Source organism: Nocardioides sp. (assembly GCF_044226305.1).
GTDB lineage: Bacteria > Actinomycetota > Actinomycetes > Propionibacteriales > Nocardioidaceae > Nocardioides.
Genome location: NZ_JBGAHF010000017.1, coordinates 59,780 through 86,273, shown reverse-complemented (window position 1 = coordinate 86,273; position 26,494 = coordinate 59,780). Strand labels below are relative to the sequence as shown.

The 26,494-nt window shown below is 72.5% G+C and carries 25 protein-coding genes; 13 read left to right on the top strand and 12 right to left on the bottom strand.

Features of this window, described 5'->3' with window-relative positions; genetic code table 11:
* Nucleotide 1: 1 nt before the first annotated feature.
* The 5 genes from ACILQ5_RS16800 to ACILQ5_RS16780 all read right to left on the bottom strand — a co-directional run bounded on the left by ACILQ5_RS16800 (nt 2) and on the right by ACILQ5_RS16780 (nt 5,239).
* Nucleotides 2-871 carry a hypothetical protein gene (locus ACILQ5_RS16800; RefSeq protein WP_395659171.1) on the bottom strand — a complete coding sequence of 290 codons (870 nt, stop codon included), beginning with the start codon at nt 869-871 and terminating at the stop codon, nt 2-4.
* A 558-nt stretch (nt 872-1,429) separates the two neighbouring features.
* On the bottom strand, nt 1,430-1,876 hold the full coding sequence (locus ACILQ5_RS16795; RefSeq protein WP_395659170.1) for a hypothetical protein: 447 nt from the start codon (nt 1,874-1,876) through the stop codon (nt 1,430-1,432).
* Between the two features lie 96 nt (nt 1,877-1,972).
* A protein-coding gene (locus ACILQ5_RS16790; protein ID WP_395659134.1) for an IS3 family transposase occupies nt 1,973-3,150 on the bottom strand; the annotation gives its coding sequence in 2 pieces (ribosomal slippage) (nt 1,973-2,863 and nt 2,866-3,150; 1,176 coding nt in all).
* 238 nt (nt 3,151-3,388) lie between these two features.
* Nucleotides 3,389-3,859 (bottom strand): hypothetical protein, encoded by a 471-nt coding sequence (locus tag ACILQ5_RS16785; protein WP_395659169.1) that lies wholly within the window; start codon nt 3,857-3,859, stop codon nt 3,389-3,391.
* A gap of 675 nt (nt 3,860-4,534) precedes the next feature.
* Nucleotides 4,535-5,239, bottom strand: coding sequence for a TetR/AcrR family transcriptional regulator (locus tag ACILQ5_RS16780; protein ID WP_395659168.1), 705 nt, complete (start codon nt 5,237-5,239; stop codon nt 4,535-4,537).
* A 122-nt stretch (nt 5,240-5,361) separates the two neighbouring features.
* On the opposite strand from ACILQ5_RS16780, the gene ACILQ5_RS16775 reads away from it, so the two are divergent.
* The gene (locus ACILQ5_RS16775; RefSeq protein WP_395659167.1) at nt 5,362-6,288 is read left to right on the top strand and encodes an NAD-dependent epimerase/dehydratase family protein; all 927 of its coding nucleotides are present in this window, start codon (nt 5,362-5,364) and stop codon (nt 6,286-6,288) included.
* On the opposite strand, the gene ACILQ5_RS16770 is transcribed toward ACILQ5_RS16775, so the two are convergent.
* The gene (locus ACILQ5_RS16770) at nt 6,285-8,117 is read right to left on the bottom strand and encodes an ABC transporter ATP-binding protein (RefSeq protein ID WP_395659166.1); all 1,833 of its coding nucleotides are present in this window, start codon (nt 8,115-8,117) and stop codon (nt 6,285-6,287) included. The two genes, ACILQ5_RS16775 and ACILQ5_RS16770, sit on opposite strands and share 4 nt — an antisense overlap.
* A gap of 79 nt (nt 8,118-8,196) precedes the next feature.
* Here ACILQ5_RS16770 and ACILQ5_RS16765 point away from each other — a divergent pair, with 79 nt between their 5' ends.
* Complete coding sequence (locus tag ACILQ5_RS16765) at nt 8,197-8,637, top strand: MarR family winged helix-turn-helix transcriptional regulator (RefSeq protein ID WP_395659165.1); 441 nt, start codon at nt 8,197-8,199, stop codon at nt 8,635-8,637.
* A gap of 34 nt (nt 8,638-8,671) precedes the next feature.
* On the opposite strand, the gene ACILQ5_RS16760 is transcribed toward ACILQ5_RS16765, so the two are convergent.
* Complete coding sequence (locus ACILQ5_RS16760; RefSeq protein WP_395659164.1) at nt 8,672-9,952, bottom strand: DUF222 domain-containing protein; 1,281 nt, start codon at nt 9,950-9,952, stop codon at nt 8,672-8,674.
* 250 nt (nt 9,953-10,202) lie between these two features.
* On the bottom strand, nt 10,203-10,475 hold the full coding sequence (locus ACILQ5_RS16755; protein ID WP_395659163.1) for a hypothetical protein: 273 nt from the start codon (nt 10,473-10,475) through the stop codon (nt 10,203-10,205).
* Nucleotides 10,476-10,549: 74 nt separating this feature from the next.
* Here ACILQ5_RS16755 and coaE point away from each other — a divergent pair, with 74 nt between their 5' ends.
* Nucleotides 10,550-11,149, top strand: a complete 600-nt coding sequence (coaE, locus tag ACILQ5_RS16750) for a dephospho-CoA kinase (protein ID WP_395659162.1) — start codon at nt 10,550-10,552, stop codon at nt 11,147-11,149.
* A gap of 75 nt (nt 11,150-11,224) precedes the next feature.
* Here coaE and ACILQ5_RS16745 read toward each other — a convergent pair whose 3' ends face one another.
* On the bottom strand, nt 11,225-12,181 hold the full coding sequence (locus ACILQ5_RS16745; RefSeq protein ID WP_395659161.1) for an RNA polymerase sigma factor RpoD/SigA: 957 nt from the start codon (nt 12,179-12,181) through the stop codon (nt 11,225-11,227).
* Nucleotides 12,182-12,374: 193 nt separating this feature from the next.
* Nucleotides 12,375-14,543 (bottom strand): S9 family peptidase, encoded by a 2,169-nt coding sequence (locus ACILQ5_RS16740; RefSeq protein WP_395659160.1) that lies wholly within the window; start codon nt 14,541-14,543, stop codon nt 12,375-12,377.
* A gap of 23 nt (nt 14,544-14,566) precedes the next feature.
* On the opposite strand from ACILQ5_RS16740, the gene ACILQ5_RS16735 reads away from it, so the two are divergent.
* The 3 genes from ACILQ5_RS16735 to ACILQ5_RS16725 all read left to right on the top strand — a co-directional run bounded on the left by ACILQ5_RS16735 (nt 14,567) and on the right by ACILQ5_RS16725 (nt 17,177).
* Nucleotides 14,567-15,274: a LamB/YcsF family protein gene (locus tag ACILQ5_RS16735; RefSeq protein ID WP_395659159.1), complete on the top strand. Its 708-nt coding sequence runs from the start codon at nt 14,567-14,569 to the stop codon at nt 15,272-15,274.
* A gap of 437 nt (nt 15,275-15,711) precedes the next feature.
* Nucleotides 15,712-16,305: an allophanate hydrolase subunit 1 gene (locus ACILQ5_RS16730; protein WP_395659158.1), complete on the top strand. Its 594-nt coding sequence runs from the start codon at nt 15,712-15,714 to the stop codon at nt 16,303-16,305.
* Complete coding sequence (locus tag ACILQ5_RS16725) at nt 16,302-17,177, top strand: biotin-dependent carboxyltransferase family protein (RefSeq protein WP_395659157.1); 876 nt, start codon at nt 16,302-16,304, stop codon at nt 17,175-17,177. Before ACILQ5_RS16730 ends, ACILQ5_RS16725 begins: the two co-directional genes overlap by 4 nt.
* Here the strand turns inward: ACILQ5_RS16725 and ACILQ5_RS16720 are convergent.
* Complete coding sequence (locus ACILQ5_RS16720; protein WP_395659156.1) at nt 17,131-18,456, bottom strand: DNA polymerase IV; 1,326 nt, start codon at nt 18,454-18,456, stop codon at nt 17,131-17,133. The genes ACILQ5_RS16725 and ACILQ5_RS16720 overlap by 47 nt on opposite strands.
* 149 nt (nt 18,457-18,605) lie before the next feature.
* Between ACILQ5_RS16720 and ACILQ5_RS16715 the strand changes: the two genes are divergently transcribed.
* The 3 genes from ACILQ5_RS16715 to ACILQ5_RS16705 all read left to right on the top strand — a co-directional run bounded on the left by ACILQ5_RS16715 (nt 18,606) and on the right by ACILQ5_RS16705 (nt 22,226).
* Nucleotides 18,606-19,547, top strand: coding sequence for a DUF4192 domain-containing protein (locus ACILQ5_RS16715; protein WP_395659155.1), 942 nt, complete (start codon nt 18,606-18,608; stop codon nt 19,545-19,547).
* Between the two features lie 69 nt (nt 19,548-19,616).
* Nucleotides 19,617-20,753, top strand: coding sequence for a glutamate--cysteine ligase (locus ACILQ5_RS16710; RefSeq protein ID WP_395659154.1), 1,137 nt, complete (start codon nt 19,617-19,619; stop codon nt 20,751-20,753).
* Between the two features lie 9 nt (nt 20,754-20,762).
* Nucleotides 20,763-22,226 carry a glutamate-cysteine ligase family protein gene (locus tag ACILQ5_RS16705; RefSeq protein WP_395659153.1) on the top strand — a complete coding sequence of 488 codons (1,464 nt, stop codon included), beginning with the start codon at nt 20,763-20,765 and terminating at the stop codon, nt 22,224-22,226.
* A gap of 6 nt (nt 22,227-22,232) precedes the next feature.
* Here ACILQ5_RS16705 and ACILQ5_RS16700 read toward each other — a convergent pair whose 3' ends face one another.
* Nucleotides 22,233-22,658: a hypothetical protein gene (locus tag ACILQ5_RS16700; RefSeq protein ID WP_395659152.1), complete on the bottom strand. Its 426-nt coding sequence runs from the start codon at nt 22,656-22,658 to the stop codon at nt 22,233-22,235.
* A 133-nt stretch (nt 22,659-22,791) separates the two neighbouring features.
* Here ACILQ5_RS16700 and ACILQ5_RS16695 point away from each other — a divergent pair, with 133 nt between their 5' ends.
* The 4 genes from ACILQ5_RS16695 to ACILQ5_RS16680 all read left to right on the top strand — a co-directional run bounded on the left by ACILQ5_RS16695 (nt 22,792) and on the right by ACILQ5_RS16680 (nt 26,480).
* A complete protein-coding gene (locus ACILQ5_RS16695; RefSeq protein WP_395659151.1) occupies nt 22,792-23,193 on the top strand; it encodes a universal stress protein in 402 nt (133 codons plus the stop codon).
* A gap of 55 nt (nt 23,194-23,248) precedes the next feature.
* Nucleotides 23,249-23,815 carry an HhH-GPD-type base excision DNA repair protein gene (locus tag ACILQ5_RS16690; RefSeq protein WP_395659150.1) on the top strand — a complete coding sequence of 189 codons (567 nt, stop codon included), beginning with the start codon at nt 23,249-23,251 and terminating at the stop codon, nt 23,813-23,815.
* Nucleotides 23,816-23,951: 136 nt separating this feature from the next.
* Complete coding sequence (locus tag ACILQ5_RS16685) at nt 23,952-25,448, top strand: RNA polymerase sigma factor (protein ID WP_395659149.1); 1,497 nt, start codon at nt 23,952-23,954, stop codon at nt 25,446-25,448.
* Between the two features lie 117 nt (nt 25,449-25,565).
* Entirely contained in the window at nt 25,566-26,480 is a 915-nt protein-coding gene (locus tag ACILQ5_RS16680; RefSeq protein WP_395659148.1) for a tyrosine-type recombinase/integrase, read from the top strand.
* Nucleotides 26,481-26,494 lie beyond the last annotated feature (14 nt).

Sequence of the window (26,494 nt, the reverse complement as noted above, 5' to 3'; positions counted from 1 at the left end):
TCTAGCGGCGGACTGCCGTCGCGAACACCCGTGCCGCCCGCGAGGCGTCGATGTGCTGGGCGGGCAAGAGGCCCGCCGGCAGGCCAGCGGCCGGTGCCGAGGTCGTGCGGGCATCGTGGGTGCGTCGGACGCAACCGGTACTGGTCGCAGTCCACCGTGTCCCGCGCGAGTTCCGGTGGAAGAACAGCACCTCACCGAGGCGCTCAGCCATCCAGCTGGTGTACTGCAGCTCGGTGAACACCGGACGGATCTGTCGCTTGAACCGGTTGCGGTAGGCCGGCTTGAAGTTGCTGATCGTCAGCGATCGCAGGGCCACCCGGTAACCGACGGCGGGTACCTGGGTCTGGTCCGCGTCGGCGAGCTGCATCCGCTGTGCGCCGAGCCCTCCCGCTCGGTACAGCGCAACCATCCGGAACGTCCGGCCGTGCTGGAGGAGGAGGTGGGCGGAGCGACGCGGCACGGTCATCGTCATGGTGATGGACTGTCGTCCGGCCTTGTGGTGGGCGAGCGCTCCTGGGGACGGCAAGGTCATGGCGGCAGAGATGTGCGTGCGGTAACCGCCGTCAGTATCCGTCGCCGACTTCGCCTTGTGCAGGCGTCCCCCAGACAGGAGCTGGTAGGTGCTGCGCCCGGCACCCGGCGTGTAGGTCACCACCTCGCGCGCCGACTTCTTCTTGACCGTGGTCCGCATAATGCCCTTGACCACGCCGTCCTTGGCGACCTGCTCGGTGCAGGTCACGCCCTTCGCAGGGAAGTAGGCCGCCCACGGGTTGGCCTTGCCAGCGCGATCAGCAGCGTCGGCGAGTCCTGCGGACGCGATGAGGGCGAGGCAGACGACGGGACCGAGGAGGACTCCCGAGAGTGGGCGCATGCGCGCAGGCTAGGTCAGATCCCAGTGCAGGTTGAGCGTTTCAGACAACTGGTCGCTGAAGAGCGCGGGGCGCATTATGCAACTGGCAGCGGCCGCTGCCGACCGCGTCCAGCTGGACGCCGTAGCGTCCGGTTCGCGGCGCGCTAAGACGCGGCCGCGAAGTGGTACGGGTCCGAGTCTTGTTGGTCTGACTCCAGCACCCTCCCAACGGGTTATGGCGCTTCGTGGCTCATGGGCTCACCATCGATAGATGAGGCGGTGGCGGTGGTGGCCTACGGTCCCTGAGTCGAGGACGTGCACGTGCGGTGAACCTCTGGAGGTTCGCGTCGTAGGTCTCGCCCAACGCTGGGGCGGGGAGCCGGTCAGCACCATCAGCTGCTGGCACTGCCAGCGGTGCGGCGACGTTCGCGATTAGCCGACAGCGGGAGTGCTCGAGACTCGTTCCCGAGTCTCTCCAGCACGCTGCCAGCCGCGCCCTCCCGCGGCGGAATGGGGCGGTCGCTGTGCGGTCGATCACGCAGCGGTCCGGTGTGGATCGATGAGGACTGCGCGAGCCAGCTACTGCGGCATCCCGTCTTTCGCTGGGATCGCATCAGTAACGTACGCGGCTCGGATGATCACCGAGGGCACGCGTAGACCGAAGAGCTTGTAGGCCTCGAGCATGAGCTCGGCGACCGAGCGGAACAGGTTTACGGTCCGTGCCTGATCAGCCAATGACCATGCGGACGCCGAGGACTTCGCGTGCACCACTACGTCGTCCCGCAGTTCTCTGAACTCGCGAAAGTCCCGCCACACCTGACCTCCAAGGTCGAGACGTTTCCCGGTCATAGCGGGAATCCACTGCTTGACCTTGTCATCAAACGGGACGCGAGCTTCCGCTGAGTCTTCAAGTCTCGGGGTGTTGCCAGCGTAATTCCACTCCTCGGCTCGCTCTCTGATGAACGACTCGATTGCCGCGACGCCATCGGTCAGAAGCGCTCTGAGTGAACCCAGATCGCCATCCATCGCTCGATCCCGGGCCTGGACGGCTGATTCGAACGCCGACCACGAAGTTGAGGACGAAAGCGATGGGGCTGCTGCACGAACTGGTGACAGGTTCGGTTAGGCCGCCTGGATGACGGCTGGGGCCATGATCAGTTCGTATTCGACCGGGGTCAACCGGCCAAGAGCGGCCTGTCGACGGCGGCGGTGGTAGGTCTTCTCGATCCAGGTCACGATCGCGATCCGCAGTTCCTCGCGGGTGTTCCAGACGCGTCGGTTGAGGACGTTCTTCTGCAGCAGTGAGAAGAAGCTCTCCATGGCGGCGTTGTCACCGGCCGCGCCGACCCGGCCCATGGAGCCGGCCATCCGATGCCGGTTGAGCTGGTGGACGAGCTTTCTGGATCTGAACTGCGACCCGCGGTCGGTGTGGAGCACGCAGCCGGCCACATCGGCGCCCTCGCCCGCGCGGCGGGCGACGGCGTTGTCGAGCGCAGAGACCGCGATCCGTGACTTCATCCGTGAGTCGATGGAGTAGCCCACGATCCGGTTGGAGTAGACGTCCTTGATCGCGCAGATGTAGAGCTTGCCCTCGCGGGTCCAGTGCTCGGTGATGTCGGCCAGCCACAGGTTGTTCGGCGCCGTGGCGGTGAAGTCCCGACGCACCAGGTCGTCGTGCACCGGTGGCCCAGGACGCTTGCCGTTGCGGCCGCGCTTCTTCCCGAACGCCGACCACCAGCCCTGGTCGGAACAGATCTTCCACGCGGTCCGCTCGGCCATCGACTCACCACCGTCGCGGGCTTCGTCGAGCAGGAACCGGTAGCCGAACTCCGGATCCTCGCGGTGGGCATCGAACAGGGCGTTCGCGCGGTAGGCCGCGGTGAGTTCAGCGTCGGTGACCGGTGATGCGAGCCAGCGGTAGTAGGGCTGGCGGGCGATGTTGAGGACCCGGCACGTCACCGTCACGGGGATCCCGTCACAGGCAAGCTCGCGGACGAGCGGGTACATCATTTTCCCGGCAGGTGCGCCTGCGACAGATACGCGGCCGCCCGGCGTAGGACCTCGTTCTCTTGCTCGAGCAGCTTGATCCGCTTGTTGGCCTCACGCAGCGCGTCGGACTCGTTGGCGGCCCGGCCAGCCGCTGAGGGCGACGCCGACCTCCGGTCATCGATCGTGAGCCATCGCTTCAGACACGACGCCGAGATGCCGAAGTCCTTCGCTACCTGAGCCATCGAGGCATCCGAATCGCGATAGACCCGAATCACGTCCTCGCGGAACTCCTTGGGGAATGGCTTGGGCACAGTGCACATCCTTCTAGCGTCGACGCATACCGACGCAGATCAGATGTCACCGATCCGTGCAGCAGACCCAAACGCGCGTCGGCAGTCGGCAGCGCGCCGAGACAGAGGTAGGGGGCCAGTGTGGATACACTGGCCCCCTAGGTTCCGCAACCATGGCGACCAGAGGACTTACCTGGCCTCGGTAATCGCCACCCTCTTCCCCTGGCCCCGCTGTACGAAAGCGGGGCAGGGGAAGTCTCTATTTGTCGTCGTCTGTCTCGCCGTCATCAGCTGCGCCGTCGCGAGTCTCGCCTTCGAGTTCCGCGCGGGAGCGACGACCGGGTCCAGCGACCATCCCCGACTCTGCGTTCAAGTCGACGATCAAGATGTCGTTCTCGAGCTTCGGCACCCACCTCCGAGCTTCCGAGGTGTCGATGCCGATGTACTTGGTGAACAGTGTTCCTGCGATGAGGAACGGTCCGGAAGCCTTCTGTCCCTGCGGGCGCAGCGGGTAGGCGTTCGGGTTCGTGAGGGGAGCTGAGCGGATTCCGATGACGCGGCGGTCGGCGTCCCACAGCAGTTCGACGCCCTCGGGAACTTCGTCGCCGCCGTCAACAGCGAGCATCTGTGCCGCCGTCTTGTTCAATGACAACAGACCGCGCTTCTGAATCGTCACTGAAGGCACGGTGCTCACGGGAGCACTGCCCTTCTTGAAAACCTCGAACGCCATTTGCTGCCGCCTCTCGACCAGGTGTGAGGAGCGTACCACGCCATGAGACCGGCAGGCGGGGTGAAGATGTTCGGCGCGGCGTGTCGCGCGGTAAGCCTGTGTACATCGCGGGCCTTCGTACGATGCTGCTGAGGAGCAATGCAGGGAGCATTGCGTGCGTTTCCAGAAACTCCCAGAGGGTTTGCCGAGCGATCGTCGGCGAGCTCAGTAGCCGGTCGGCATCGCGAGCACGGCGTCTAGCAGATCCGTGAACACCTGGTAGTCCGCGGCGTCGGTGGCGCGGCCTCACAGGCCAGCCGGTCCAGGTCGAGCATCATGGGGGCGTCGGGAGCGCCCGTCTCTAGGGCTCTAAGGCGTCGGCCAACCCAGGGCGCTCGGTGACCGGGAGCGCTCCGAAGCGGCCCGCGTCGCCGTCGACTGCGACTACGTCGCTGTCGACCGCAACCACGTCGTGGCCGTGCGTCTCGGCCCAAGGCTCGCGCGTGCCGCTCCTGCTCAGGCAGGGACTCGCCTTCCACCTGGCCGGGTTGTGCTGATGCGGGTGCAGATGCCGACGTTCACGGTCGCTCCTCGGGTAGCCGTAAGCCAGTCCTGTTACTGCGCGCACCCCAGCGTCATTCTGGGCGGTTCGACGCTGCTCAACCGGGTGCGCAGCGCATCGGGGGCAGCGCAACGTCAGGCAATCCCGAGGTCAGCCGCGACCTGGTCGACGACCTGGGTGAAGTGCACGTCGTAGTCGAGCACTCCTCGGTGCATGTGGCCGAAGAGCTCGAGGGAGATGTGGCCGAAGAGGGTGGCCCAGGCGGTGAGGGCGCGGACGGTCATCTCGTCGCTGACGCCGGGGTCGAGCATCGTGGCGACCGGGTGGACGGAGGCGGCCTCGGCGGGGGAGACGGGGATCGTGCCGACCGGGCGCACGCCGGCCTGCTCGGCGTCGCGGACGATCGACAGGAGCAGGGCGGTGATGCGGGTGGCCGGGGTGACGGTGTCCTGGGGGGCGGCGTAGCCGGGGACCGGGCTGCCGTAGAGGAGGGCGTAGCGGTGCGGCTGGCTTCGCGCCCAGTCGCGCACCGCGTGCGAGACCGCCTGCCAGCGCAGGTCGTGGCGGTTCCGTGAGGTGACCGCGGCGTCGGCGGCCTCCGCGTGCGAGCCGAGGTCGTCGTACCCCTCGACGATGAGGGCGGTGAGCAGGGCGTCGCGGCTGGGGAAGTAGCGGTACACGGCCGACGAGGCCATCTCGAGCTCGCGGGCGATCCGCCGGACCGACAGGGCGGCGGGGCCGACCTCGGCCAGCTGCTGGCCGGCCAGCTCGAGGATGGCCCGGGTCAGCTCGGCGCGGGCGATGGCGCGGGCGGTGCGAGGTGCGGACACGGACCGCATCCTCCCGCGTTCCGAGAGCAATGGCAACAGATGAGAGCAGTGCTCTTGCTTTCTCGTCGACGTCGTGCCATGGTGGTGACAACAGAGAGCAGTGCTCTCGCTTTCAGACCTCAGGAGAAGCCATGTCCCACCACGTCGTCGTCGGAGCCGGCCCGGTCGGCCGCGCCACCGCTGCCGAGCTCGTCCGCCGCGGCCACGAGGTCGTCCTCGCCAGCCGCTCGGGCACCGGTCCCGAGATCGCCGGAGTACGCCGGGCGGCGGCCGATGCCGCCGACGCGGACGTCCTGACCAAGCTGGTCGACGGGGCCGAGGCCGTCTACAACTGCGTGAACCCGCCCAGCTACCACATCTGGCCGATCTACTGGCCGCCGATCGCGGAGGCCCTGGCGACCACCGCCGAGCGGACCGGCGCGGTGCTCGCCGTGACCGGCAACCTCTACCCCTACGGGCCGGTCGACGTCCCGATGACCGAGGACCTGCCCGACGCGGCCATCGGGGTGAAGGGTGCCCTGCGCGCGCACATGTGGGCCGACCTCGAGCGCCGGCACCGCGAGGGACTGCTGCGCGCGGTCGAGGTCCGCGGCTCGGACTACATGGGACCGGGCGTCACCGAGGCGCACATCCCGATCGCCGCGAAGCGCGCGGTCGCCGGCAAGACGGCCCGCGTGTTCGGCGACCCGTCGGCCCTGCACTCGATGACCGACGTGCGCGACATGGCGACCGCGCTGGTGACGGTGGCGACCGAGCCCACCGCATGGGGCCGGGTGTGGCACGCGCCCACCAACCCCGCCCGGAGCCAGGCCGACACGCTGGCCGACGTGTGCCGAGCCGTCGACCGCGCGCCCGTGACGGTGCGGTCCTGGCCCGGCGCGATGCTCAGCGTCGGCGGCATCGTGGTGCCGTTCCTGCGGGAGATGCGCGAGACGGCGTACCAGTTCCAGCGCGACTACGTGCTGGACTCCAGCGCGATCACCGAGGCCTTCGGCCTGACGGCGACGCCGTGGGACGAGGTCTGCCGCGCGACCGGCGAGGTCGCGCTCTCGGCCTAGGCCGCGACGGCCTCGGTCAGCCCGCTGCGCACCAGGTCGGCGTAGCGCCCACCGCGGAGCAGCAGCTCCTCGTGGGTGCCGAGCTCGGCGACGCGGCCCTGGGCGAGCACGGCGATCTGGTCGGCGTTGCGGACCGTCGAGAGCCGGTGCGCGATCGTGATCGTGGTGCGACCGACCGCGAGGTCGTCGAGCGCGTCCTGGACGGCGCGCTCGGTCTCGTTGTCCAGCGCGCTGGTCGCCTCGTCCAGTACCAGGATCCGCGGGTCGCGCAGCAGGGTGCGGGCGATCGCCAGCCGCTGCTTCTCGCCCCCGGAGAACCGGTGGCCGCGCGAGCCGACCATCGTGTCGTAGCCCTCCGGCAGCCCGGCCAGTACGTCGTGGATGCGGGCCGCCCGGCAGGCCGCCTCGAGCTCGGCGTCGGTGGCGTCGGGCTTGGCGTGCCGCAGGTTGTCACGCACGGTCGCGTGCAGCAGGTAGGTCTCCTGGGTGACCACGCCGACGATGCCGGCGAGGTCGACCAGGGTGAGGTCGCGGACGTCGACGCCGTCGATGCGGACCGCCCCGGACGTCGGGTCGTGGAGGCGGGCGACCAGGGAGGCCAGCGTCGACTTGCCGCTGCCGGTCTCGCCGACCAGGGCGAGCGAGCCGCCGGCGGGCACCAGCAGGTCGATGTCGTGGAGGACCGGGCTGTCGCCGTACGCGAAGTCGACGTGGTCGATCCGCACCTCGCCGCGGACCCGGTCGATGGTGGTCGGGGCGGCGGGGTCGTCGACCTCGACCGGCAGGTCCTGGTACTCGAAGAGCCGGCTGAAGAGCGCGAGCGACGCGGTCACGTCGGCCTGCACGTTGAGCAGCCCCATCAGCGGCCGGAACAGCGCACCCTGCAGCGCCACGAAGGCGACCAGGGTGCCGATCGTCATGCCGCCCGAGGTGGCGGGGAGCCCGGCGGCGAGGTAGAGGGCGGCCGGGACGGCGGCGAAGACGACCGTCATGGTCGCCATCCGCCAGCGGCCGGCGAGCTGGGAGCGGATCTCGAGGTCGACGAGCTGGGCCGAGGTCTGCTCGAAGCGCCGGGCTAGCGCGGGGCCGGCACCGAGGGTCTTGGTGAGCTGGACGCCGCTGACGGAGAGGCCCTCCTCGACCTGGACGTGGAGGTCGGCGAGCTTGGCCTGCCGGGCCGAGGTGACGGCGTACCGCATCCGGGCGACCTGGCGGGTGAGCACGACCGCGGGCGGCAGGACCACGAGCGTCACCAGCGCGAGCTGCCAGCTCAGCAGCAGCATCGCGACGAGGGTGCCGACGACCGTGGTGAGGTTCGCGGCGATCGAGGTCGCCGTCGAGGTGACGACCGACTGCATGCTGCCGATGTCGTTGACCACGCGGGACTGGATCTCGCCGCCGCGGGTGCGGGTGAAGAAGCCGATCGACTGGCGCTGCAGGTGGCCGAACAGGTCCGAGCGCAGGCGGTGCATGACCCGCTGACCGACGGTCGTCGACTGCCAGGTCTGCACGACGCCGATCGCGGCGGACGCCATCGCGATGCCGACCATGAGCGCCACGCAGACGAACAGGACCGAGACGTCCTGCTGGGGGAGGGCGACGTCGATGATGCGCTTGACCAGGAAGGGCTGGGCCAGCCCGATCACCGAGCTGAGCACGATCAGGCCGACCACCAGCGCGAGCCGCGCGCGGTGGGGCGCGAAGAGCCGGCCGATCCGGCGCAGCGAGACGGGCGCGTCCGCGAGCTGGGCGGCTTCGGCGCGGCGGGACGCAGGGTCCCGGGTCAGGGGGTCGCGGCCGCGACGGCCGCTGGTCGGGGGGTTCGCCATTGTCACCTCTCAGGTGTCCGGAAGATTGCTGAGGTTACCTCATGATGAGGAAACAACAGCATTCGCTAGGATGTTCCCCGTGCACCGCCCCCGTGACGCCGAGGAGTCGACCGTCGACCTGCTGATGGCGGCCGCGCGCTCGATGCGGCGGGCCTTCGGCGAGGCGATGGCGGACTGGGACATCACCCCCGGCCAGGCGCGGGCGCTGCGGATCGTGGGGGAGCTGGGGTCGGCGCGACCGTCGGTGATCGCCGAGCACCTGCGGATCGCGCCCCGGTCGGCCACCGAGGTGGTCGACGCGCTCGAGGCGCGCTCGCTGGTGGAGCGGGTGCCGGACCCGTCGGACCGGCGCGCGACGACCATCGTCCCCACGGCCGAGGGCCTCCGGCTCGACGCGGAGCTGGCGCAGGCACGGCGCGCCGTCACCGAGCAGCGCCTCGCCGGGTTGGACCCGGCCGACCGATCGGAGCTCGACCGGATCCTGCGGTTGCTGGTCGAGGCGGACCGGGCGACGGGCTAGTCACGGCCCCGGAACGGGGGCGGTTCCCGGAAGCTCAGGTACGCCGGTGGAACCGGACGTCGCCGTCGGGGAGCCGTTCGGCGGTGAAGCGTGCGTCGTGGACGCGCTGGTGGTGGTGATGGCAGAGCAGGACGCCGTCGACGAGGTCGGTCCGACCGCCGGTGGACCAGGGGTGCCAGTGGTGGGCCTCGCACCAGGTGCCGGCGACCTGGCAGCCCTCGGCCCGGCACCGGCGGTCGCGCAGAATGAGGGCCTTGCGCTGGGCGGCGGTGAACAGACGCTGGAGGCGGCCGAGGTCGAGGATCTCGGAGTCGCCGCCGAGGACAACGGGGATGATGCCGGCGGTGCAGGCGAGGCGCCGGGCCTCGGCGGCGGTGATCCTGGTGGGCTCGTCGTCGCCGGGCACGTGGCTGCCCCCGATCAGCTCGGCGGTGGCGAGCTCGGCACGCAGGTCGTCGAGCGAGAGCGTCACGAGGACGGTGGTGGCGTCGCCGCCGTGGACCGGCAGCCGGGACGGGTCGACGGCCTCGAGGAGCTGGCAGAACGCCGCGCCGAGGCGCCGCGGGTAGGCGCCGAGCCGGGTGACGGCGTCGGCGGCGAGTCCGTGGCCGCAGCGGTCCTGGGCCTTGCGGGGGTTGGTGAACGCCTCGAGGTAGGTGAGTGCCCGGTCGGCCATCGCGTCCGGGACGACGATGGTCATCCGGGTGCGGCCGCGGCCGATGCGACGCGCGGTCACGCGGGTGGCGTGCCGGGCCTCGTCCTCGAGTGCGGTGAGTCGCTTGGCCTCCGCGGCCTCGGCGATCTCGGGCGCGACGACATCGAGGATCCGGCCGGCGAGCCGGGCGAGCGGTCGCGGTCCGAACTGGGCGGCGTGCCCGATCAGGCACTCCTCGGCGTGGGCGAGGACGTCGGTGCCGACCTCGTCGGGGAGCTGGTCGAGGGCGCGCGCGATGACCTGGGCCTGGGCGAGGGTGACGGCGCCGTCGCGCAGGGCACGGGCCGTGGCGGGCCGGCGCCGGTCCAGGGCGCGGGCCAGGGCGAGCTCGGCCCGGGCGTCCTCGTGGCGGGTGCGCGCGTGGGTGGCGAGCCACTCGCCGGCGTCGCGGCTGGCGGTCTGCTCGGCGAGGTCGTCGGCGTCGGCGAGGATCCGCATCCGGAGCGCGGCGAGGCGGCTCTCGATGCGGACCAGCTCGAGGAGCGCGGCGGCCTTGTCGTCGGAGCACATGAAGGTCGGGTTCACGTCCGCGACGGACGTCAGGGCCCGGTCGATCGTGCTCGCCGCGGCGAGCACCGGGTGCGTCACCAGGTCACTCATCGGGCCTCCTCCCGAGCGGATCCATGACGGCCCGACCGTGGCGGCACGGTGTCGGGCTCGTCGCTCCTGGAGGTCCGGTGGCCGGACTATCACGTCACCCTCGCGACTGGCGCCTCCCTCGCCGACCGGTGGTGCCCAGGTGGTCGGCGTCGGGACTAAACGCTTGCGCCGAGCCTACCACACGACGTCAAGCGAGGCCAGAGCCCGACCCGAGAAAGTGGAGGCGTCCGTCCCCGACGGGGACGGTCCGTCAGGAGTAGCGGTGGCTCTTCGCCGCGTGCCCGGCCTCGCGGGTGCAGGTGCGGCCGTTCATCGACCGGTGGCCGCAGAGCGCCTCGGTGTCGGCGGACGCGTCCGGCGCGGGCGCGACGACCGGCGCGTCCTCGCGCGGCGCGACCGGCGCGACCGGCGCGACCGGTGGGGCCACGGGTGGGGCCGGCCTGGTCGCGCTGGGCTTCGCGGCGGTCCGGGCGGCCTCATAGCGCGCCTCCCGCATGGCGCGGAGGTTGTCCATCTTGCTCATCGTCGGCTCACCCGCTCGACGCTACGTGGCGCGGGGTGGTCCGGGCGGGAGGCGCGGCGGGGCGGTCCGGCAGGATGAGGCACATGCGAGTGGGACTCACCGGGGGCATCGCCTCGGGGAAGAGCACGGTGTCGGCGATCCTGGCCGAGCTGGGCGCGACGATCATCGACGGCGACCAGCTCGCGCGCGAGGTCGTGGAGAAGGGGACGCCGGGCCTGGCGCAGGTCGTCGAGGCGTTCGGGCCCGAGGTCCTCACCGAGGACGGCCACCTGGACCGCGCGAAGGTCGGCGCGATCGTCTTCAACGACGAGGCGCAGCGCAAGGTCCTCGAGGGGATCGTGCACCCGCTGGTCTTCGAGAGGTACGCCGAGCTCGAGGCGGCCGCACCGCGCGACGGCCTCGTCGTGCACGACATCCCGCTGCTGGCCGAGTCCGGCCGGGCGGACACCTTCGACGCGGTGATCGTGGTCGAGACTCCTGCCGAGGTGCAGGTCGAGCGGATGCTGCGCGACCGCGGCTGGACCCGGGCCGAGGCGGAGTCGCGGATCGCGGCCCAGGCCACCCCCGAGCAGCGCCGGGCGATCGCGACCCACCTGATCGTCAACACCGGCACCCGCGAGGAGCTCCGCCGCCGCGTCGAGGAGGTCTACGCCGAGCTCATTGCGGCTCGCTGACACCGCCGGAGCCGGCCCCGAAATGGTCTCGACCCGCCGGCGCAGCGCCGGCGGGTCGAGCGGTTCAGCGGGGGCCTAGGCAGCCAGGTCCGGATCGCCGAGGCGGCGGAGCTTCTGCAGCGCCTCGCGCTCGAGCTGGCGGACCCGCTCGGCGGAGATGCCGTGCTTGGCGCCGATGTCGGCCAGCTTGTGCTGACGGCCGTCGGTGAGGCCGTAGCGCGAGCGGATGATGTCGGCGGCCCGCTCGTCGAGCTGGCCGACGAGCGTGTTGAGCCGGTCCCGGGACTCGACGTCGAGGAAGGTGAGGTCGGGACCCGGGGAGGTCTCCTGCGCCATCAGGTCGCCCAGCGAGGTGTCGCCGTCCTCGTCGACGGGGGAGTCCAGCGAGACGTGCTCGCGGCCCCACGCCATCAGGTCGAGGACCCGGTCGACGTCCATGCCGAGCTCCACGGCGATCTCCTGGGGCTCCGGCTCGCGGCCGAGCTGGCGCTCCAGGGTGCGGCGGGCGCCGCCCACCTGGTTGAGCTCCTCGACCACGTGCACCGGCAGCCGGACCACGCGGGCCTGCTGGGCGATGCCGCGGGTGATCGCCTGGCGCACCCACCACGTGGCGTAGGTGGAGAACTTGTAGCCCTTGGCGTAGTCGAACTTCTCGACCGCGCGGATCAGGCCGGTGTTGCCCTCCTGGATCAGGTCGAGCATCGGCATCTGGGCCCGCCCGTACTTGCGCGCGATCGAGACGACCAGGCGCAGGTTTGCGGTGATGAACGTGTCGACGGCCTTGCGGCCCTCCTCGGCCAGCCACTCGAGCTCTTCCTGGGTGGCGTGCATCGGGGCGCCGCCCTTGCGGCGGCCGACGCGGCCCTCGGCGAGGAGGTGCTCGGCCATCAGGCCGGCCTCGATCGCCTGGGAGAGCTCGACCTCCTTGGCGGCGTCGAGAAGGGGGTTGCGGGCGATCTCGTCGAGGTACAGACCGACGCTGTCGCGCCCCTCGATCTCGCGTGCGCCGACGGGTGCAGTGCGTGTAGCCATGGGACGCCCCTCCTCTTCCTCTCGGTGGGCGGCGCCTGGCACCCCCACACGGTCCGTACAACGTCCACGGTGACCATCGGATTCCCGAGGCAAACCTTCGGAACCGTCGACCTGTTACCGGGAACGACGTGCGGGGGCCCGTCCGAGTTGCGTCGGAGCAGAACTCTCAGAAAGTTCTCAGGGGCGGGGGCCCTCAGGGACGGTCGGCCAGGCCCATCCGGTCGAGCACCCAGGCGAGGGTGAAGGACCGGTCGTGCCACGACTTGTACCGCCCCGAGACGCCGCCGTGACCGGCCGCCATCTCCGTGCGGAGCAGGAAGTCACGGCGGCCGACGGCGGTGGCCCGGAGCCGCGCCACCCACTTGGCCGGCTCGACGTAGAGCACCCGGGTGTCGTTGAGCGAGGTCTCCGCCAGGATCGGCGGGTAGTCCAGGGCCCCGACGTTGTCGTACGGCGCGTACGACGCCATGTAGTCGTAGACCTCCGGGTCGGCCTCGGGGTTGCCCCACTCGTCGTACTCGGTGACGGTCAGGGGGAGCGAGGCGTCCAGCATCGTCGTCAGCGCGTCGACGAACGGCACGCCCGCGACGATGCCGGCGAACAGCTCCGGCGCCTGGTTGGCGACCGCCCCCACCAGCAGCCCGCCGGCGCTCGCGCCCTCGGCGACGAGGAGCTCGGGGCGGGTCCAGCCGCTGTCGACGAGGTGCCGGGCACAGGCCAGGAAGTCGGAGAAGGTGTTCTGCTTGCGGAACAGCTTGCCCTCGTCGTACCAGCGCCGGCCCATCTCGCCGCCGCCGCGGACGTGGGCGATCGCGAACGCGGCGCCGCGGTCGAGCAGGGACAGCCGGGCGATCGAGAAGTAGGGGTCGATCGACGTCTCGTAGGCGCCGTACCCGTAGAGCAGCAGCGGGACCGGCTCGCTGCCGCCCCCGACCCCCTCGCGGGAGCCGCGCCGCGCGACGACGGAGATCGGCACCCGCTCGCCGTCGTCCGCGGTCGCCCAGAGCCGGTGCTCCTCGTAGTCGGCCGGGTCGTAGCCGCCGAGGACGGGCGCGCGCCGCAGCACAGTCAGCTCGCGGGTGCGGACGTCGTAGTCGTAGACCGACGACGGCACCGCCATCGTGGTGTAGCCGAGGCGGACGACCGGCTGGTGGAAGCCCGGGTTGCCGGCCGAGCCGACCGTGTAGATCTCGTGGTCGAACTCGACGAGGTAGTCGTCGCCCAGCCCGCGGTCGCCCTCGCCGGGCGCGGCGAGCTCGACGATCCGCAGCTGGGTCAGCCCGTCGCTGCGCTGGTGGACCACCAGGTGGCCGGCGAACGCGTCGACGTCCTCGAGGCGTACGGCGGGGTCGTGGGCGATCAGCGGCTGCCAGTCTCCGGGCGGGGTCGGCGCGATCGGGGCCGTCGCGAGCTCGAAGTCGGGGCCGGTGCCGTTGTGCAGGACGAGGAAGACGTCCTCGCCGCCGATGACGGCGTGGTCGAGGGAGTACTCCAGGCCCTCGCGGCGCTCGCTGAAGACCCGCAGCCCGAGCTCAGGGGCGTCGGCGTCGAGGAAGCGGTACTCCGCGGTGGTCTTGGACGCGCTCGCGACGACGATGAACCGGTCGCTGCGGGTGCGACCCACCCCGGCCCAGAACCGGCCGTCGGTCTCGTGGTGGACGAGCTCGTCGTCGTCCTGCGCGGTGCCGAGCCGGTGCTGCCAGATCTTGTCGGCGCGCCAGGTCTCGTCGACGGTCGTGTAGAAGAAGCTGCGCCCGTCGCGCGCCCAGGTGGCGCCGCCGATGACGCCGACGATCTCGTCGTCGAGCAGCTCGCCGGTGCCGAGGTCCTTGACCCGGATCGTGTAGCGCTCGTCGCCCACGACGTCGGTCGCGTAGGCGAGCAGGTCGCCGGCCGGGCTGATCGACGAGCCGCCGAGGCTGAAGAACTCGTGGCCCTCGGCCAGCGCGTCCAGGTCGAGGAGGACCTGCTCCCCGGGGAGCGCCGGCTGGTCGGGGGCGGTGTCCTCGGCCGGCCGCGGGGGCGTCCAGTCGTCCGGGTCGACGACCGGCACGCGGCAGCTGGCGCCGTACTCGCGTCCCTCGAAGGAGCGCCCGTAGTACCAGTGCCCGCGGTTGCGGGTCGGGACCGAGAGGTCGGTCTCGCGGGTGCGCGCCTTGATCTCGTCGAAGATCGCCTGGCGGAGGCCGGCGAGGTGGGCGGTCCGCTCCTGGGTGTAGACGTTCTCGGCCTCGAGGTAGGCCGTCACCTCGGGCGACTCCTTCTCGCGCAGCCACTCGTAGTCGTCGGTGCGGGTCCGGCCGTGGTGCTCGGTGGTGGTCGATCGTCGGTCGGCCTCGGGCGGGACCGGGGAGGACTGCATGCCGCGACGATAGCGTCGGCCCCGTGGCGCCCCACCAGCAGCGGATCGACCTCAACGCGGACCTCGGCGAGGAGGTCACCGACGACGCCGCGCTGCTGGCGGTCGTGACCAGCGCGAACCTCGCCTGCGGCTACCACGCGGGCTCCCTCGAGATCATGCGCGCGGTGTGCACCGAGGCGGCCCGGCGCGGGGTCTCGGTCGGCGCCCAGGTCTCCTACGCCGACCGCGAGAACTTCGGCCGGGTGGCGCGCGACGTGCCCTACGACCTGCTGCGCGAGCAGGTCGCCGACCAGGTCGGGGTGCTGTCGCAGGTCGCGGGGGAGTGCGGCACGGCGGTGCGCTACCTCAAGCCGCACGGCGCGCTCTACCACCGGGTGCTCGACGACGCCGAGCAGGCGGCCGCGGTGCTGGACGGGTCCGGCGACCTGCCGGTGCTCGGCATGCCCGGGGTGCTCCTGGACGAGGCGCGCGCCCGCGGGCGTGCGGTGTTCCACGAGGGGTTCCCGGATCGTGGCTACACGCCCGAGGGCCGGCTGGTGCCGCGCGGCGAGCCGGGCGCCCTCGTCGAGGAGGAGCCGGTGATCGTGGCGCAGGCCGTCGCCCTGGCCGGCCGGGTCGACTCGCTGTGCCTGCACGGGGACTCGCCCGGCGCGGTGCAGCACGCGAGCGCCGTCCGGGAGGCGCTGGTGCGCGCCGGCCACGAGCTGCGGCCGTTCGCCCCCGAGGTGTGACGGCCGCCACGTCCTGCACAGGTGCGGCCACAGGTCTGGACCGGAACCTGTGGACGACGGCCGCTCGTTGTGGATGACCGGCCGCGCCCTGTGGATGATCCTGTGGGTTGTCGGGAGCCCCTTGCGGGCCCGGATCCGGGCCGCGTAGAACTCTCTTCACCGGAACCGCCGCAAGGCGGGTTCGGAGATCGGAGAAGGACGAAGGTCCACACCGCGAGGCAACTCGCGGCGGCGGCTCGGTGACGGAGCCACTGGGACCGGAGGCCCTCCTCGATGGACCGGGCGTCACCACAGCCGGTCGAGCCGAGGGGCTCCTGGTGCTCATACCACCGGGAGCCCCTCACCTCATTTCCAGCACTTCCCCGCCATCGTGCCGCCGAATCCTGCGGCCGGCCAGGACGCCCGCGTGACCGTCCGGTGAATGCTTGACTGGTCGGGTGCAGCTGCGCCGCGTCGGCCCGGACGCCCTCCTCGCCGAGGTCGGCGACGCCGCGTCGGCGCTCGCGCTCGCCGGCTGGGCCCGCGCCCACGCCGTACCCGCCGTCGAGGTGGTGCCGGCGGCCGAGACCGTCCTCTTCGACGGCGTCCCGGACACCGAGGGGCTGGCCGTGCTGCTCGGGTCGTGGGTGCCGTCGGACGAACCGCCCACCGGCCGGCTGGTCGAGGTCGAGGTGGTCTACGACGGGCCGGACCTCGCGTTCGTGGCCGAGGCGTGGGGCACCGACGAGGCCGGGGTGGTGGCGCGGCACACCGGGGTCGAGTACGTCGTGGAGTTCTGCGGCTTCGCGCCGGGGTTCTCCTACCTGGCCGGGCTGCCCGACGAGCTCGCCATCCCCCGGCTCGAGGTGCCGCGGCCGCGGGTGCCGGCCGGGTCGGTCGGCCTCGCCGGGACCTGGTGCGGGCTCTACCCGACGGCCTCACCGGGCGGCTGGCGGCTCCTCGGGCGCACGGCGGCCCGGCTGTGGGACCAGGACCGCGACCCGCCGGCGCTGCTGCCGCCGGGCACCCGCGTCAGGTTCGTGCCGGCATGAGCCTGCTCGTCGTCGCGACCGGGCCGCTGGTCACCGTGCAGGACCGGGGCCGGCCGGGCCTCGCCCACCTGGGGGTGCCGCGGGCCGGCGTCCTCGACGCGCCCGCGGCCGCGCTCGCCAACCGCCTGGTCGGCAACGCCGCCGACGCCGCGGTGCTGGAGGTCGTGCTCGGCGGCCTGGTGGCGCGGGCCGGCCGCGGCTGCTGGGTCGCGGTCACCGGCGCGCCCGCGCCGCTCACCGTCGACGGCGCGCCGCGCGGGCACTCGCGGGCGGAGTGGGTGCCCGAGGGTGCCGAGCTGCGGCTCGGGGTGCCGGGGTCCGGCGTGCGGTCGTACGTCGCCGTGGCCGGTGGGATCGCGGTCGAGCCCGTGCTCGGGTCGCGGTCGACCGACACGCTCGCCGGCGTCGGACCACCGGTGGTCGAGGTGGGAGCGGAGCTGCCGCTGGGGGAGCCTCGCAAGCGGCCGCGGCCGCTCGACACGCCACCGGCGCGGCGGCCCGGTCCGCTGGGTCTGGTCCCCGGACCGCGCGACGACTGGTTCGAGGCCGGGGCGCTCGACGTGCTGTGCGGCGCGGCGTACACCGTGACGGCCGACTCGAACCGGGTCGGGCTGCGGCTGGACGGGCCGGCCCTGCGCCGTACCCACGACGGCGAGCTGGCCTCGGAGGGCATGGTGCTCGGTGCGGTGCAGGTGCCGCCGAGCGGGCTGCCGGTGGTGTTCCTCGCCGACCACCCGACGACCGGCGGCTACCCCGTGGTCGGCGTGGTCGCCACCGAGGACCTGTGGCGGTGCGCGCAGCTGCGCCCCGGCGACGAGGTGCGGTTCAGGCGCCTTCCGCGTCCTCCGGCTCCGGGGGCCGCCACGGGCTGAGGTCCGGGTCGTCGACGCCGAAGGACCGGACCGGCCCGGCCGGCGTCTCCGCGGTCTCGAACCGCACCGTCACCACGCCCCGCCCCGAGCCCCAGACCCAGCCGCGGCCGTGCTCCTCGTGGACCACGTCCATGCCCGGGGCCCAGGCCCGGCGCGAGTGGTGAGGGACCTCGGCCTCGGGGAGCAGCACGTCCTCCTCCTCGGTGGTCTCGCCGAAGAGGTCCTCCTGGACCCAGTCGGCCAGGCCGGAGACGCCGACCCCGAGCAGGCGGACGCCCCCGGAGGTGTCGAGGTCGGCCAGCAGCGACCGGGCCAGGCGGGCCACGGTCGGGCCGCTGTCGGTGGGGGAGGCCAGCGTCGTCGAGCGGCTCAGCGTGGTGAAGTCGTGCAGCCGGACCTTGATGGTGACGGTGCGGCCGGAGAGGCCGTGCTTGCGCAGCCGGCCCGCGACGTCGGTCGCCTGCCGGGTGAGCAGGCCCTCCATCAGCCGCCGGTCGGTGAGGTCGGTGTCGTAGGTGCCCTCGACGCTGACCGACTTGGCCTCGCGCTCGGGGACGACCGGCCGGTCGTCCTCGGCCCGGGCCAGCGAGTAGAGCCAGTGGCCGCTGGCCTTGCCGAGCAGGCGCACCATCTCCTCCTCGCTGACCCCCTCGAGCTCGGCCACCGTGTGGATGCCGACCCGGCGCAGCCGCTCGGCGGTGGCCGGCCCGACGCCGGGGATGACCCGGACGTCCATCGGGCGCAGGAGATCGCGCTCGGTGCCGGGGGCCACGACCACCAGCCCGTCGGGCTTGTCCAGGTCGCTGGCGACCTTGGCGATGAACTTGGAGGTGCCGACGCCCACGGACGCGGTCAGCCCGCCGGTCGCCTCGACGACCCGCCCGCGGAGGTCCTCGGCGAACGCGGTCACGGTCGGGACCTCGAGGTCGGGGAGGTCGGCGCGCTCGAGGTCGACGAACGCCTCGTCCAGCGACAGCGGCTCGACCAGCGGCGACGCCGCGCGCAGCAGCGCCATCACCTGCCGGCTGCTCTCGCGGTAGGCGTGGAAGCGGCCGCTGAGGAAGGCGGCGTGCGGGCAGCGGGCCCGGGCTTCACGCGTCGACATCGCCGAGCGGACGCCGTACTGACGGGCCTCGTAGGAGGCCGTCGACACCACCCCGCGCCCGCCGACCCCGCCGACGACGACCGGCTTCCCGCGCAAGGAGGGCTTGTCGCGCTGCTCGACCGCCGCGAAGAAGGCGTCCAGGTCGAGGTGGAGCACCGACGCTGACGCACGCACGCGCGCACGGTACCGCCCGGCGCCCCCACCAGCCGTACGGCGCGGCCCGACGGCCCGCCCACCGTCCACAGGACGGCCCTGCCACACCCTCGTCCCCAGCCCGGTCCGTCGGCGCCCCGACCGTCCCTGCCCGCGGGGAGGGTCACGCCATGACCGCACCGACCGAGCCGCCCCTCACCTTCACCGCACGCACGCCCGAGGACGTGCTGGCCCTCGTGCCCGTGGTCCTCGGGTTCGCCCCCGAGGACTCGGTCGCGATGCTCACCTTCGGCGCCGCCCACCCGTTCCACGCCCGGGTCGACCTGCCGGAGGACGAGGACGAGCTGCCCGCGATGGTCGAGGCGCTGCTCGCGCCGGCCCGTCACCACCGGGTCCGCCGGGCGTTCTTCGTCGTCTACACGACCTCCGAGCGGCTGGCCCGGCGCGCGGCGCACCGGCTGGCCGACGACTTCGCAGCAGCCGGCGTCGACGTCATCGAGGTGCTGCGGGCCGACGGCAGCCGCTGGTGGCCGGCCGTCGGGCGGCGGCCCGGGGTGCCGGCGTGGGGTGTGCCCTACGACCTCTCCACCCACCCCTTCAGCGCCGAGGCCGTGCTGGACGGACGGGTGCTGCTCGGCTCCCGCGAGGAGCTGCGTGCGACGCTGCTCGCCGACCCGGCCGCGGTGGCCCGGGTGGTCGCCGCGCTGGCGGACCGGTCGGTGGAGGACGGACCGTCGGGGCGCTGGGTGGCCGACCTGGTGCGGCGCCACTGCCGGGACGGCACCCCGGTCTCCGACGCCGAGTGCGCCCGCCTGCTGCGCGCGCTGCTCGACGTCGGCGTGCGCGACGAGGCCTGCGGCGACCTCGGCCGGGCCACGGCCCGGGCCCACGTCGGCTTCTGGACCGACGTCGTGCGCCGGTCGCCGGACGCGCTGGTCGCCGCGCCCGCGGCGGTGCTGGCGCTCGCCGCCTGGCAGGCCGGTCACGGCGCGCTCGCGTGGTGCGCGCTGGACCGGTGCGCGGACGTCGACGCGGCCTACCCGCTGGCCCGGCTCGTCGAGCAGGCGCTCCTGCGGGCGGTGCCGCCGCAGAGCTGGGAGGAGGCCGGATGAGGGCGGGTCCGGTGCGGTCGACGGCGCGCGCCGGGCGTGGCCGGCCGGGTCGCGGGGTACGGGCGCGCCATGGTGCGGACGGTGGGCCTGGAGGAGGAGCTGCTGCTCCTCGACCGCCGCACCCGCGAGGTGGTCCCGGCCGCGCCCCGGGTGCTCAAGGAGTTCCGCGAGCACGGGCGTGGTCGGGACCACGCGTCGGTGGCCGCCGACGGGCTCACCCCCGAGCTGTTCCGCCACCAGCTCGAGACCCGCACGGACCCCGGCCGGGACGCCGCCGACCTGCACGCGCAGCTGGTCGCGGCCCGCCGCACGGCGGGCGAGGCAGCGGCGGCGGCGGGGCTGGCCCTGGCGGCCTGCGGCATGGTGCCGTTGGGCGGCGACCAGTCGGTCGTCTCGCCCGACGACCGCTACCGCGACATGGTCGACACCTACGGCGAGGTCGCCCGCACCGGCGGGACCTGCGGGATGCACGTGCACGTCGCGATCACCTCGGAGGAGGAGGGGGTCGCGGTCCTCGACCGGATCGCCCCCTGGCTGCCGGTCCTGCTCGCGCTGAGCGCCAACTCGCCCTACGCCGAGGGCCGGGACACCGGGTACGCGTCCTGGCGGGCCCAGGTGTGGAGCCGCTGGCCCAGCGCCGGGCCGACCGAGCAGTTCGGGTCGCTCGAGGGCTACCGCGCGGCCTGCCGGACCATGCTCGCCAGCGGCGCCGCACGCGACCCCGGGATGCTCTACTTCGACGCGCGGCTCTCGGTGGGCCAGCCGACCGTGGAGGTCCGGGTGTGCGACGTCTGCACCGACCCGGACGAGGCGATGGTGGTCGCGGTCCTGGTCCGGGCGCTGGTCGAGACCGCAGCACGCGAGGCGCGGGCCGGACGCCCGGCCCCCGCGTGGCGGTCCGAGGAGCTCCGCGTCGCGCACTGGCGCGCCGCCCGCTACGGCGTGGCCGACCGGCTGGTCCACCCGCTGCGCCGCGAGCTGCGCCCGGCCCGCGAGGTCCTCGACGACCTGGTCGGCGCCGTCGGGCCGGCGCTGGTCGAGGCCGGGGACGCCGAGCGGGTGTCCGGGGTGCTGAGCCGGGTCGTCGGGGACGGGGGCGCCACCCGGCAGCGGGCCGCGTTCGAGCGCTCCGGTTCGGTCGCGGGCGTCGTCGACGATCTCATCGCTCGCACGGAAGCCACGTGGCACGCCCCGGAGAGGCTCTAGGGTCAGGTCATGGGCGAAGAGGTGGAGGCGCAAGAGTTCTCCCGCGCTGATCGCACGCGACACCGCGAGAAGGTGCGGCGCAACCTCGACGTGTTCGCGCGGATGCTGCGCGAGGCCCGCTTCGACACCGACGACCCGATGACCGGGCTCGAGGTCGAGCTCAACCTCGTCGACGACTCCGACGACCCCGCCCTCAAGAACGCCGAGGCGCTCAAGGCGATCGCCGACCCGGCGTTCCAGACCGAGCTCGGCCAGTTCAACATCGAGATCAACGTGCCGCCGGCGAAGGTGCGCGAGGGCGGGCTGACCACCTTCGAGGAGAGCCTGCGGCACAGCCTCAACGACGCCGAGTCCAAGTCCGCCGAGGTCGGCGCGCACATGGTGATGATCGGCATCCTGCCGACGCTGGCGCCCGGTCACATGAGCATGGGCTCGCTGAGCGCGAACCCGCGGTACAAGCTGCTGAGCGAGCAGATCCTCGCCGCGCGCGGCGAGGACATCACGATCTCGATCGACGGGACCGAGCGGCTGCGCACCACCGCGGACTCGATCGTCCCCGAGGCCGCCTGCACCAGCACCCAGTTCCACGTCCAGACCTCCCCGGACCAGTTCGCCGAGTACTGGAACGCCTCGCAGGCGATCGCGGCGGTGCAGGTCGCCGTGGCGGCGAACTCGCCGTACCTGCTCGGCAAGGAGCTGTGGCGCGAGACCCGGATCCCGCTCTTCGAGCAGGCCACCGACACCCGCAGCGAGGAGCTCAAGGCGCAGGGCGTGCGCCCGCGGGTCTGGTTCGGCGAGCGCTGGATCACCTCGGTCTTCGACCTGTTCGAGGAGAACGTCCGGTTCTTCCCGGCGCTGCTGCCGGTCACCGACCAGGAGGACCCGCTGGAGGTCCTCGAGCGCGGTGACACGCCGATCCTGCCCGAGCTGCGCCTGCACAACGGGACCATCTACCGCTGGAACCGGCCGGTCTACGACGTCTCGAACGGCGTCCCGCACCTCCGGGTCGAGAACCGGCTGCTCGCCGCCGGCCCGACCGTCGCCGACACGATCGCGAACGCGGCGTTCTACTTCGGGCTGGTGCGCGCCCTCGCCGAGAGCGAGCGGCCGCTGTGGTCCCAGATGTCGTTCAGCGCGGCGGAGGAGAACTTTCACACCGCCGCCCGGCAGGGCATCGAGGCCCAGGTCTACTGGCCGGGCGTCGGCCAGGTCCGGGCGACCGAGCTGGTGCTGCGCCGGCTGCTGCCGCTGGCCCACCAGGGCCTGGAGTCCTGGGGCGCCTCGGGGGACGAGATCGACCGGTTCCTCGGCATCATCGAGCAGCGCTGCCTCACCGGGGTCAACGGCGCCGAGTGGTTCGTGCGCCGGATGCACGAGACCGGTGACCAGGAGCGCTACGACGGCCTGCGGGCGACGCTGCGCGACTACCGCGAGCGGATGCACACGAACGAGCCGGTCCACACCTGGGACTAGGCGCGACTAGCGCTGGCGCAGCCGCTTCCAGGTGCGCCGCACGCCGCTGCGGGGGTCCCGCCACCCATGCCGGGTGACGACGACCATCGCCAGAGGTACGCCCGCCTCGGCCGCGGCGGTGCGCGCCGCGGCGAGCCAGGCGGCGTCGACGTCCTGCAGGTCGAGCGGGCCGGCGCGGGTCAGCCAGACCAGGGGGACGGCGCCGCCCCGGCGGCGGAACCGGTGCAGCAGCGCCGCCACGACGTCGGCACGGATCGCGTGGTCGGCCGGGTCCTCCGGCGCGAGCACGAAGACCTCCTCGGCGCCGCCCGGGTAGCCCACGTGCAGCAGCGGCGGGAAGCCGCGGCGGTGCTCGGCGCGGGCGTGGTCGAGCGCCGCGCGACGCAGCACGGCGGCGGTCGCGCGGGGGACCGGCTCCCGGATCCCTTCCATGCCGACAGCCTGCCCGGGCGGGGAACCACGCGCCCGGCTCGTCCACAGGCTGGGGCTGTCGACCGGCATCCGATAGCGTGCTGGACATCGACCGCCGGCGCCCGGCCGGTGGATCGCGGGACAGGGAGGCTCGATGGGGACCGTCGTGGTGGGCTACGTGCCCAAGCCGGAGGGAGAGGCCGCGCTGAACAAGGCGGTCGACGAGGCCCGGCTGCGCGGCTCGAAGCTGGTGGTCGTCAACTCGCAGCGCGGCGGGAGCGACTTCGATGCCGACGCCTCCACGCAGGCCGAGCGGGAGATGGCGGCCGTGCGCCGCACCCTCGACGCGGCCGGGGTCCCCTACGACATCCGCCAGCTCGTCCGCGGGTTCGAGCCGGCCGAGGACCTGATCAGCATCGCCGAGGCCAACGACGCCGAGCTGATCGTCATCGGCCTGCGCCGCCGGTCGCCGGTCGGCAAGCTGATCCTGGGCAGCAACGCCCAGCGGGTGCTGCTCGACGCTCACTGCCCGGTGCTGGCGGTGAAGGCGGACTGACCGGGCTGACCGGCTGACCGGCTGCGCGCGCCTCCACCTGGGGCAGGATGGGTCCATGGCCCTCCACCTCACCGGCGACCCCGCCGCCGACCAGGTCCTCTCCGACGACCCCTTCGCGCTGGTCGTGGGCATGATGCTCGACCAGCAGTACCCGATGGAGCACGCGTTCCGCGGCCCGGCGAAGGTGCTCGACCGGTTCGGCACCCTCGACCCTGCGCGGATCGCCGCCGCCGACCCCGAGGAGTTCGCGGCGCTGTGCAGCACGCCGCCGGCGATCCACCGGTTCCCGGGCTCGATGGCCGCGCGGCTCCAGGCGCTGGCGGCGCTGGTGGAGGAGAAGTACGACGGGCACGCCGAGCGGCTCTGGACCGAGGCCACGTCCGGCAAGGAGCTGCTGGCCCGGGTGATGGAGCTGCCCGGCTTCGGACGCCAGAAGGCGCAGATCTTCGTCGCGCTGCTGGCCAAGCAGGTCGGCGTCCGACCGTCCGGCTGGGAGGCGGCCGTCGGTGCGTACGCCGAGCAGGGGTACCGCTCGGTGGCCGACGTCGTCGACGAGGCGTCGCTGCAGAAGGTGCGCGAGTTCAAGAAGCAGCAGAAGGCCGCGGCGAAGGCCGGAGCCTGACCCGGCAGGGACGCCGTCCGCGTTCGGCCCGGTTGTCCGGATCTGTGGAACCGCGTGGCAGAATGGGCGACGCGGCTCTTGACGACACCGGGACGGGCCGCGCCCTAGATCGGTTTCGACAGTCGTTTCACGAGAGGTGTTCGTGTCCTCGAACGCGCGCAAAGTCCTTCCTGCCGAGGTGCTCACGCACCCTGCCGTCGTAGCCCTCGTCGAACGAGGCGCCCCGACCGGCAGCATCACCCCGGAGGAGGTCCGGCAGGCCAGTGAGGACGCGGCGGTCGAGCCGCGGCACCTCAAGGCGCTGCTCGCCCACCTCAGTGCCCTCGGCATCTCCGTGCAGATCCCGGTGACGACCCGCGCGGTCGCCGCTGCCGCGGCGCGCAAGACCGCCACCGCCAAGGCCCCGGCCGCGGCGAAGAAGGCGGCGCCGGCGAAGAAGGCCGCCCCGGCCGCGAAGAAGGCGGCCCCCGCGAAGCGGGCCGCCGCCCCGGCCAAGGCCGCCGCCGCGCCCCAGGCGGCCGACGAGGCCGTCGTCGAGGTCGTCGTCACCGAGGTCGTGGTCGGCCCCGACGGCAAGAAGGTGCTGCCCGACCTGCCGGACGAGCAGTTCGAGAAGGACGTCGTCGCCGACCCCACCATCAAGGAGGACGAGAAGCAGGCGTCCTTCGTCGTCTCCGCGGCCGACGACACCGACGAGCCCGAGCAGCAGGTCATGGTGGCCGGCGCGACGGCCGACCCGGTCAAGGACTACCTCAAGCAGATCGGCAAGGTGCCGCTGCTGAACGCCGAGATGGAGGTCGAGCTCGCCAAGCGGATCGAGGCCGGCCTGTTCTCGGAGGAGAAGCTCGCCAAGGGCGGCAAGATGTCCGCGAAGCTCCACGAGGAGCTGGAGTGGATCGCCGAGGACGGCCGCCGCGCCAAGAACCACCTCCTCGAGGCCAACCTCCGCCTCGTCGTCAGCCTCGCCAAGCGCTACACCGGGCGCGGGATGCTGTTCCTGGACCTGATCCAGGAGGGCAACCTCGGCCTGATCCGTGCGGTCGAGAAGTTCGACTACACCAAGGGCTACAAGTTCTCGACCTACGCCACCTGGTGGATCCGGCAGGCGATCACCCGCGCGATGGCCGACCAGGCCCGCACCATCCGGATCCCGGTGCACATGGTCGAGGTCATCAACAAGCTGGCCCGCGTGCAGCGCCAGATGCTCCAGGACCTGGGCCGCGAGCCCACCCCGGAGGAGCTCGCCAAGGAGCTCGACATGACCCCCGAGAAGGTCATCGAGGTCCAGAAGTACGGGCGTGAGCCGATCTCGCTGCACACCCCGCTGGGTGAGGACGGCGACTCCGAGTTCGGTGACCTGATCGAGGACTCCGAGGCGATCGTCCCGGCCGACGCGGTCTCCTTCACGCTGCTCCAGGAGCAGCTGCACGCCGTCCTTGACACGCTCTCCGAGCGTGAGGCGGGCGTGGTGAGCATGCGGTTCGGCCTCACCGACGGCCAGCCCAAGACCCTCGACGAGATCGGCAAGGTCTACGGCGTGACCCGCGAGCGGATCCGCCAGATCGAGTCGAAGACGATGTCGAAGCTCCGGCACCCCTCGCGCTCGCAGGTCCTGCGCGACTACCTGGACTGACCTCGCCGGGCTGATTCGACGGTTTCTGCAGGTCAGAAGCGGTTTCGGCCACTCTGACACGCGACACGGTATCCACTACGGCGCTTCTAGTCCAGATATTCGGTTACATTACGACCCGTGGATGTCGCGTCGTGTGACCTGCTGGCGCAATCATGGATGCTCGCGCTCCGCGCCGAGCGGAAGTCGCCGCAGACCCTCAAGGCCTACGGCGACGGAGTGCGCGCCTACCTGACCTGGTGCACGGCGAAGCCGGCCGAGCCGCTGACCCGGGCCGCGCTGAACCTGTGGGTCGCCGAGCTCCTCGAGGCCGGCGCGGCGGCGTCGACGGCTCGTGCACGGCAGCTCGCGGTCCGCAGGTTCGCGGCATGGCTGACCGACGAGGGCGAGATCCCGGCCGACCCATTCCTCGGCGTGAAGTCGCCCAAGCTCGACGAGCGCGTGATCGAGCCGCTCACCGATGACGAGATCCGCGCCATGCTCAAGGCCTGCGCCCCGCCGAAGGGTGCGACGCCGGCGCAGATGCTCTGGCACCGTCGTGACGAGGCGTTGATCCGGTTCATGTTCGAGACCGGGACCCGGGCCGGCGAGGTCGTCGCGCTCCAGCTCGCCGACGTCGACCTCGCCGGCGGCGTCGCGACCGTGCGGCGTGGCAAGGGCGGCAAGGGCCGCACCGTGCCGTTCGGGCCGCAGACCTCCCTCGCCCTCGACCGGTACCTACGCCTGCGCCGCGGCCACCGGCTCGCCGAGACCTCCCCGGACCTGTGGCTCGGCGACCGCGGGAAGCGGTTCTCCTACGACGCCTTGCACAAAACTCTCCGGATGCGCGCCGACGAGGCCGGCGTCGACGGGTTTCACCCGCACAAGCTCCGCCACACTGCCGCGCACCGCTGGCTCGCCGCGGGCGGATCGGAGTCGGGGCTCATGGCCGTCGCCGGGTGGACGCGGCCTGACATGCTCATGCGCTACACGAAAGCTCAGGCGTCGGCTCGAGCGGCTGAAGAGGCTCGGCAGCTCAACCTCGGGGACCTGTGATCGTCGTCTAGATG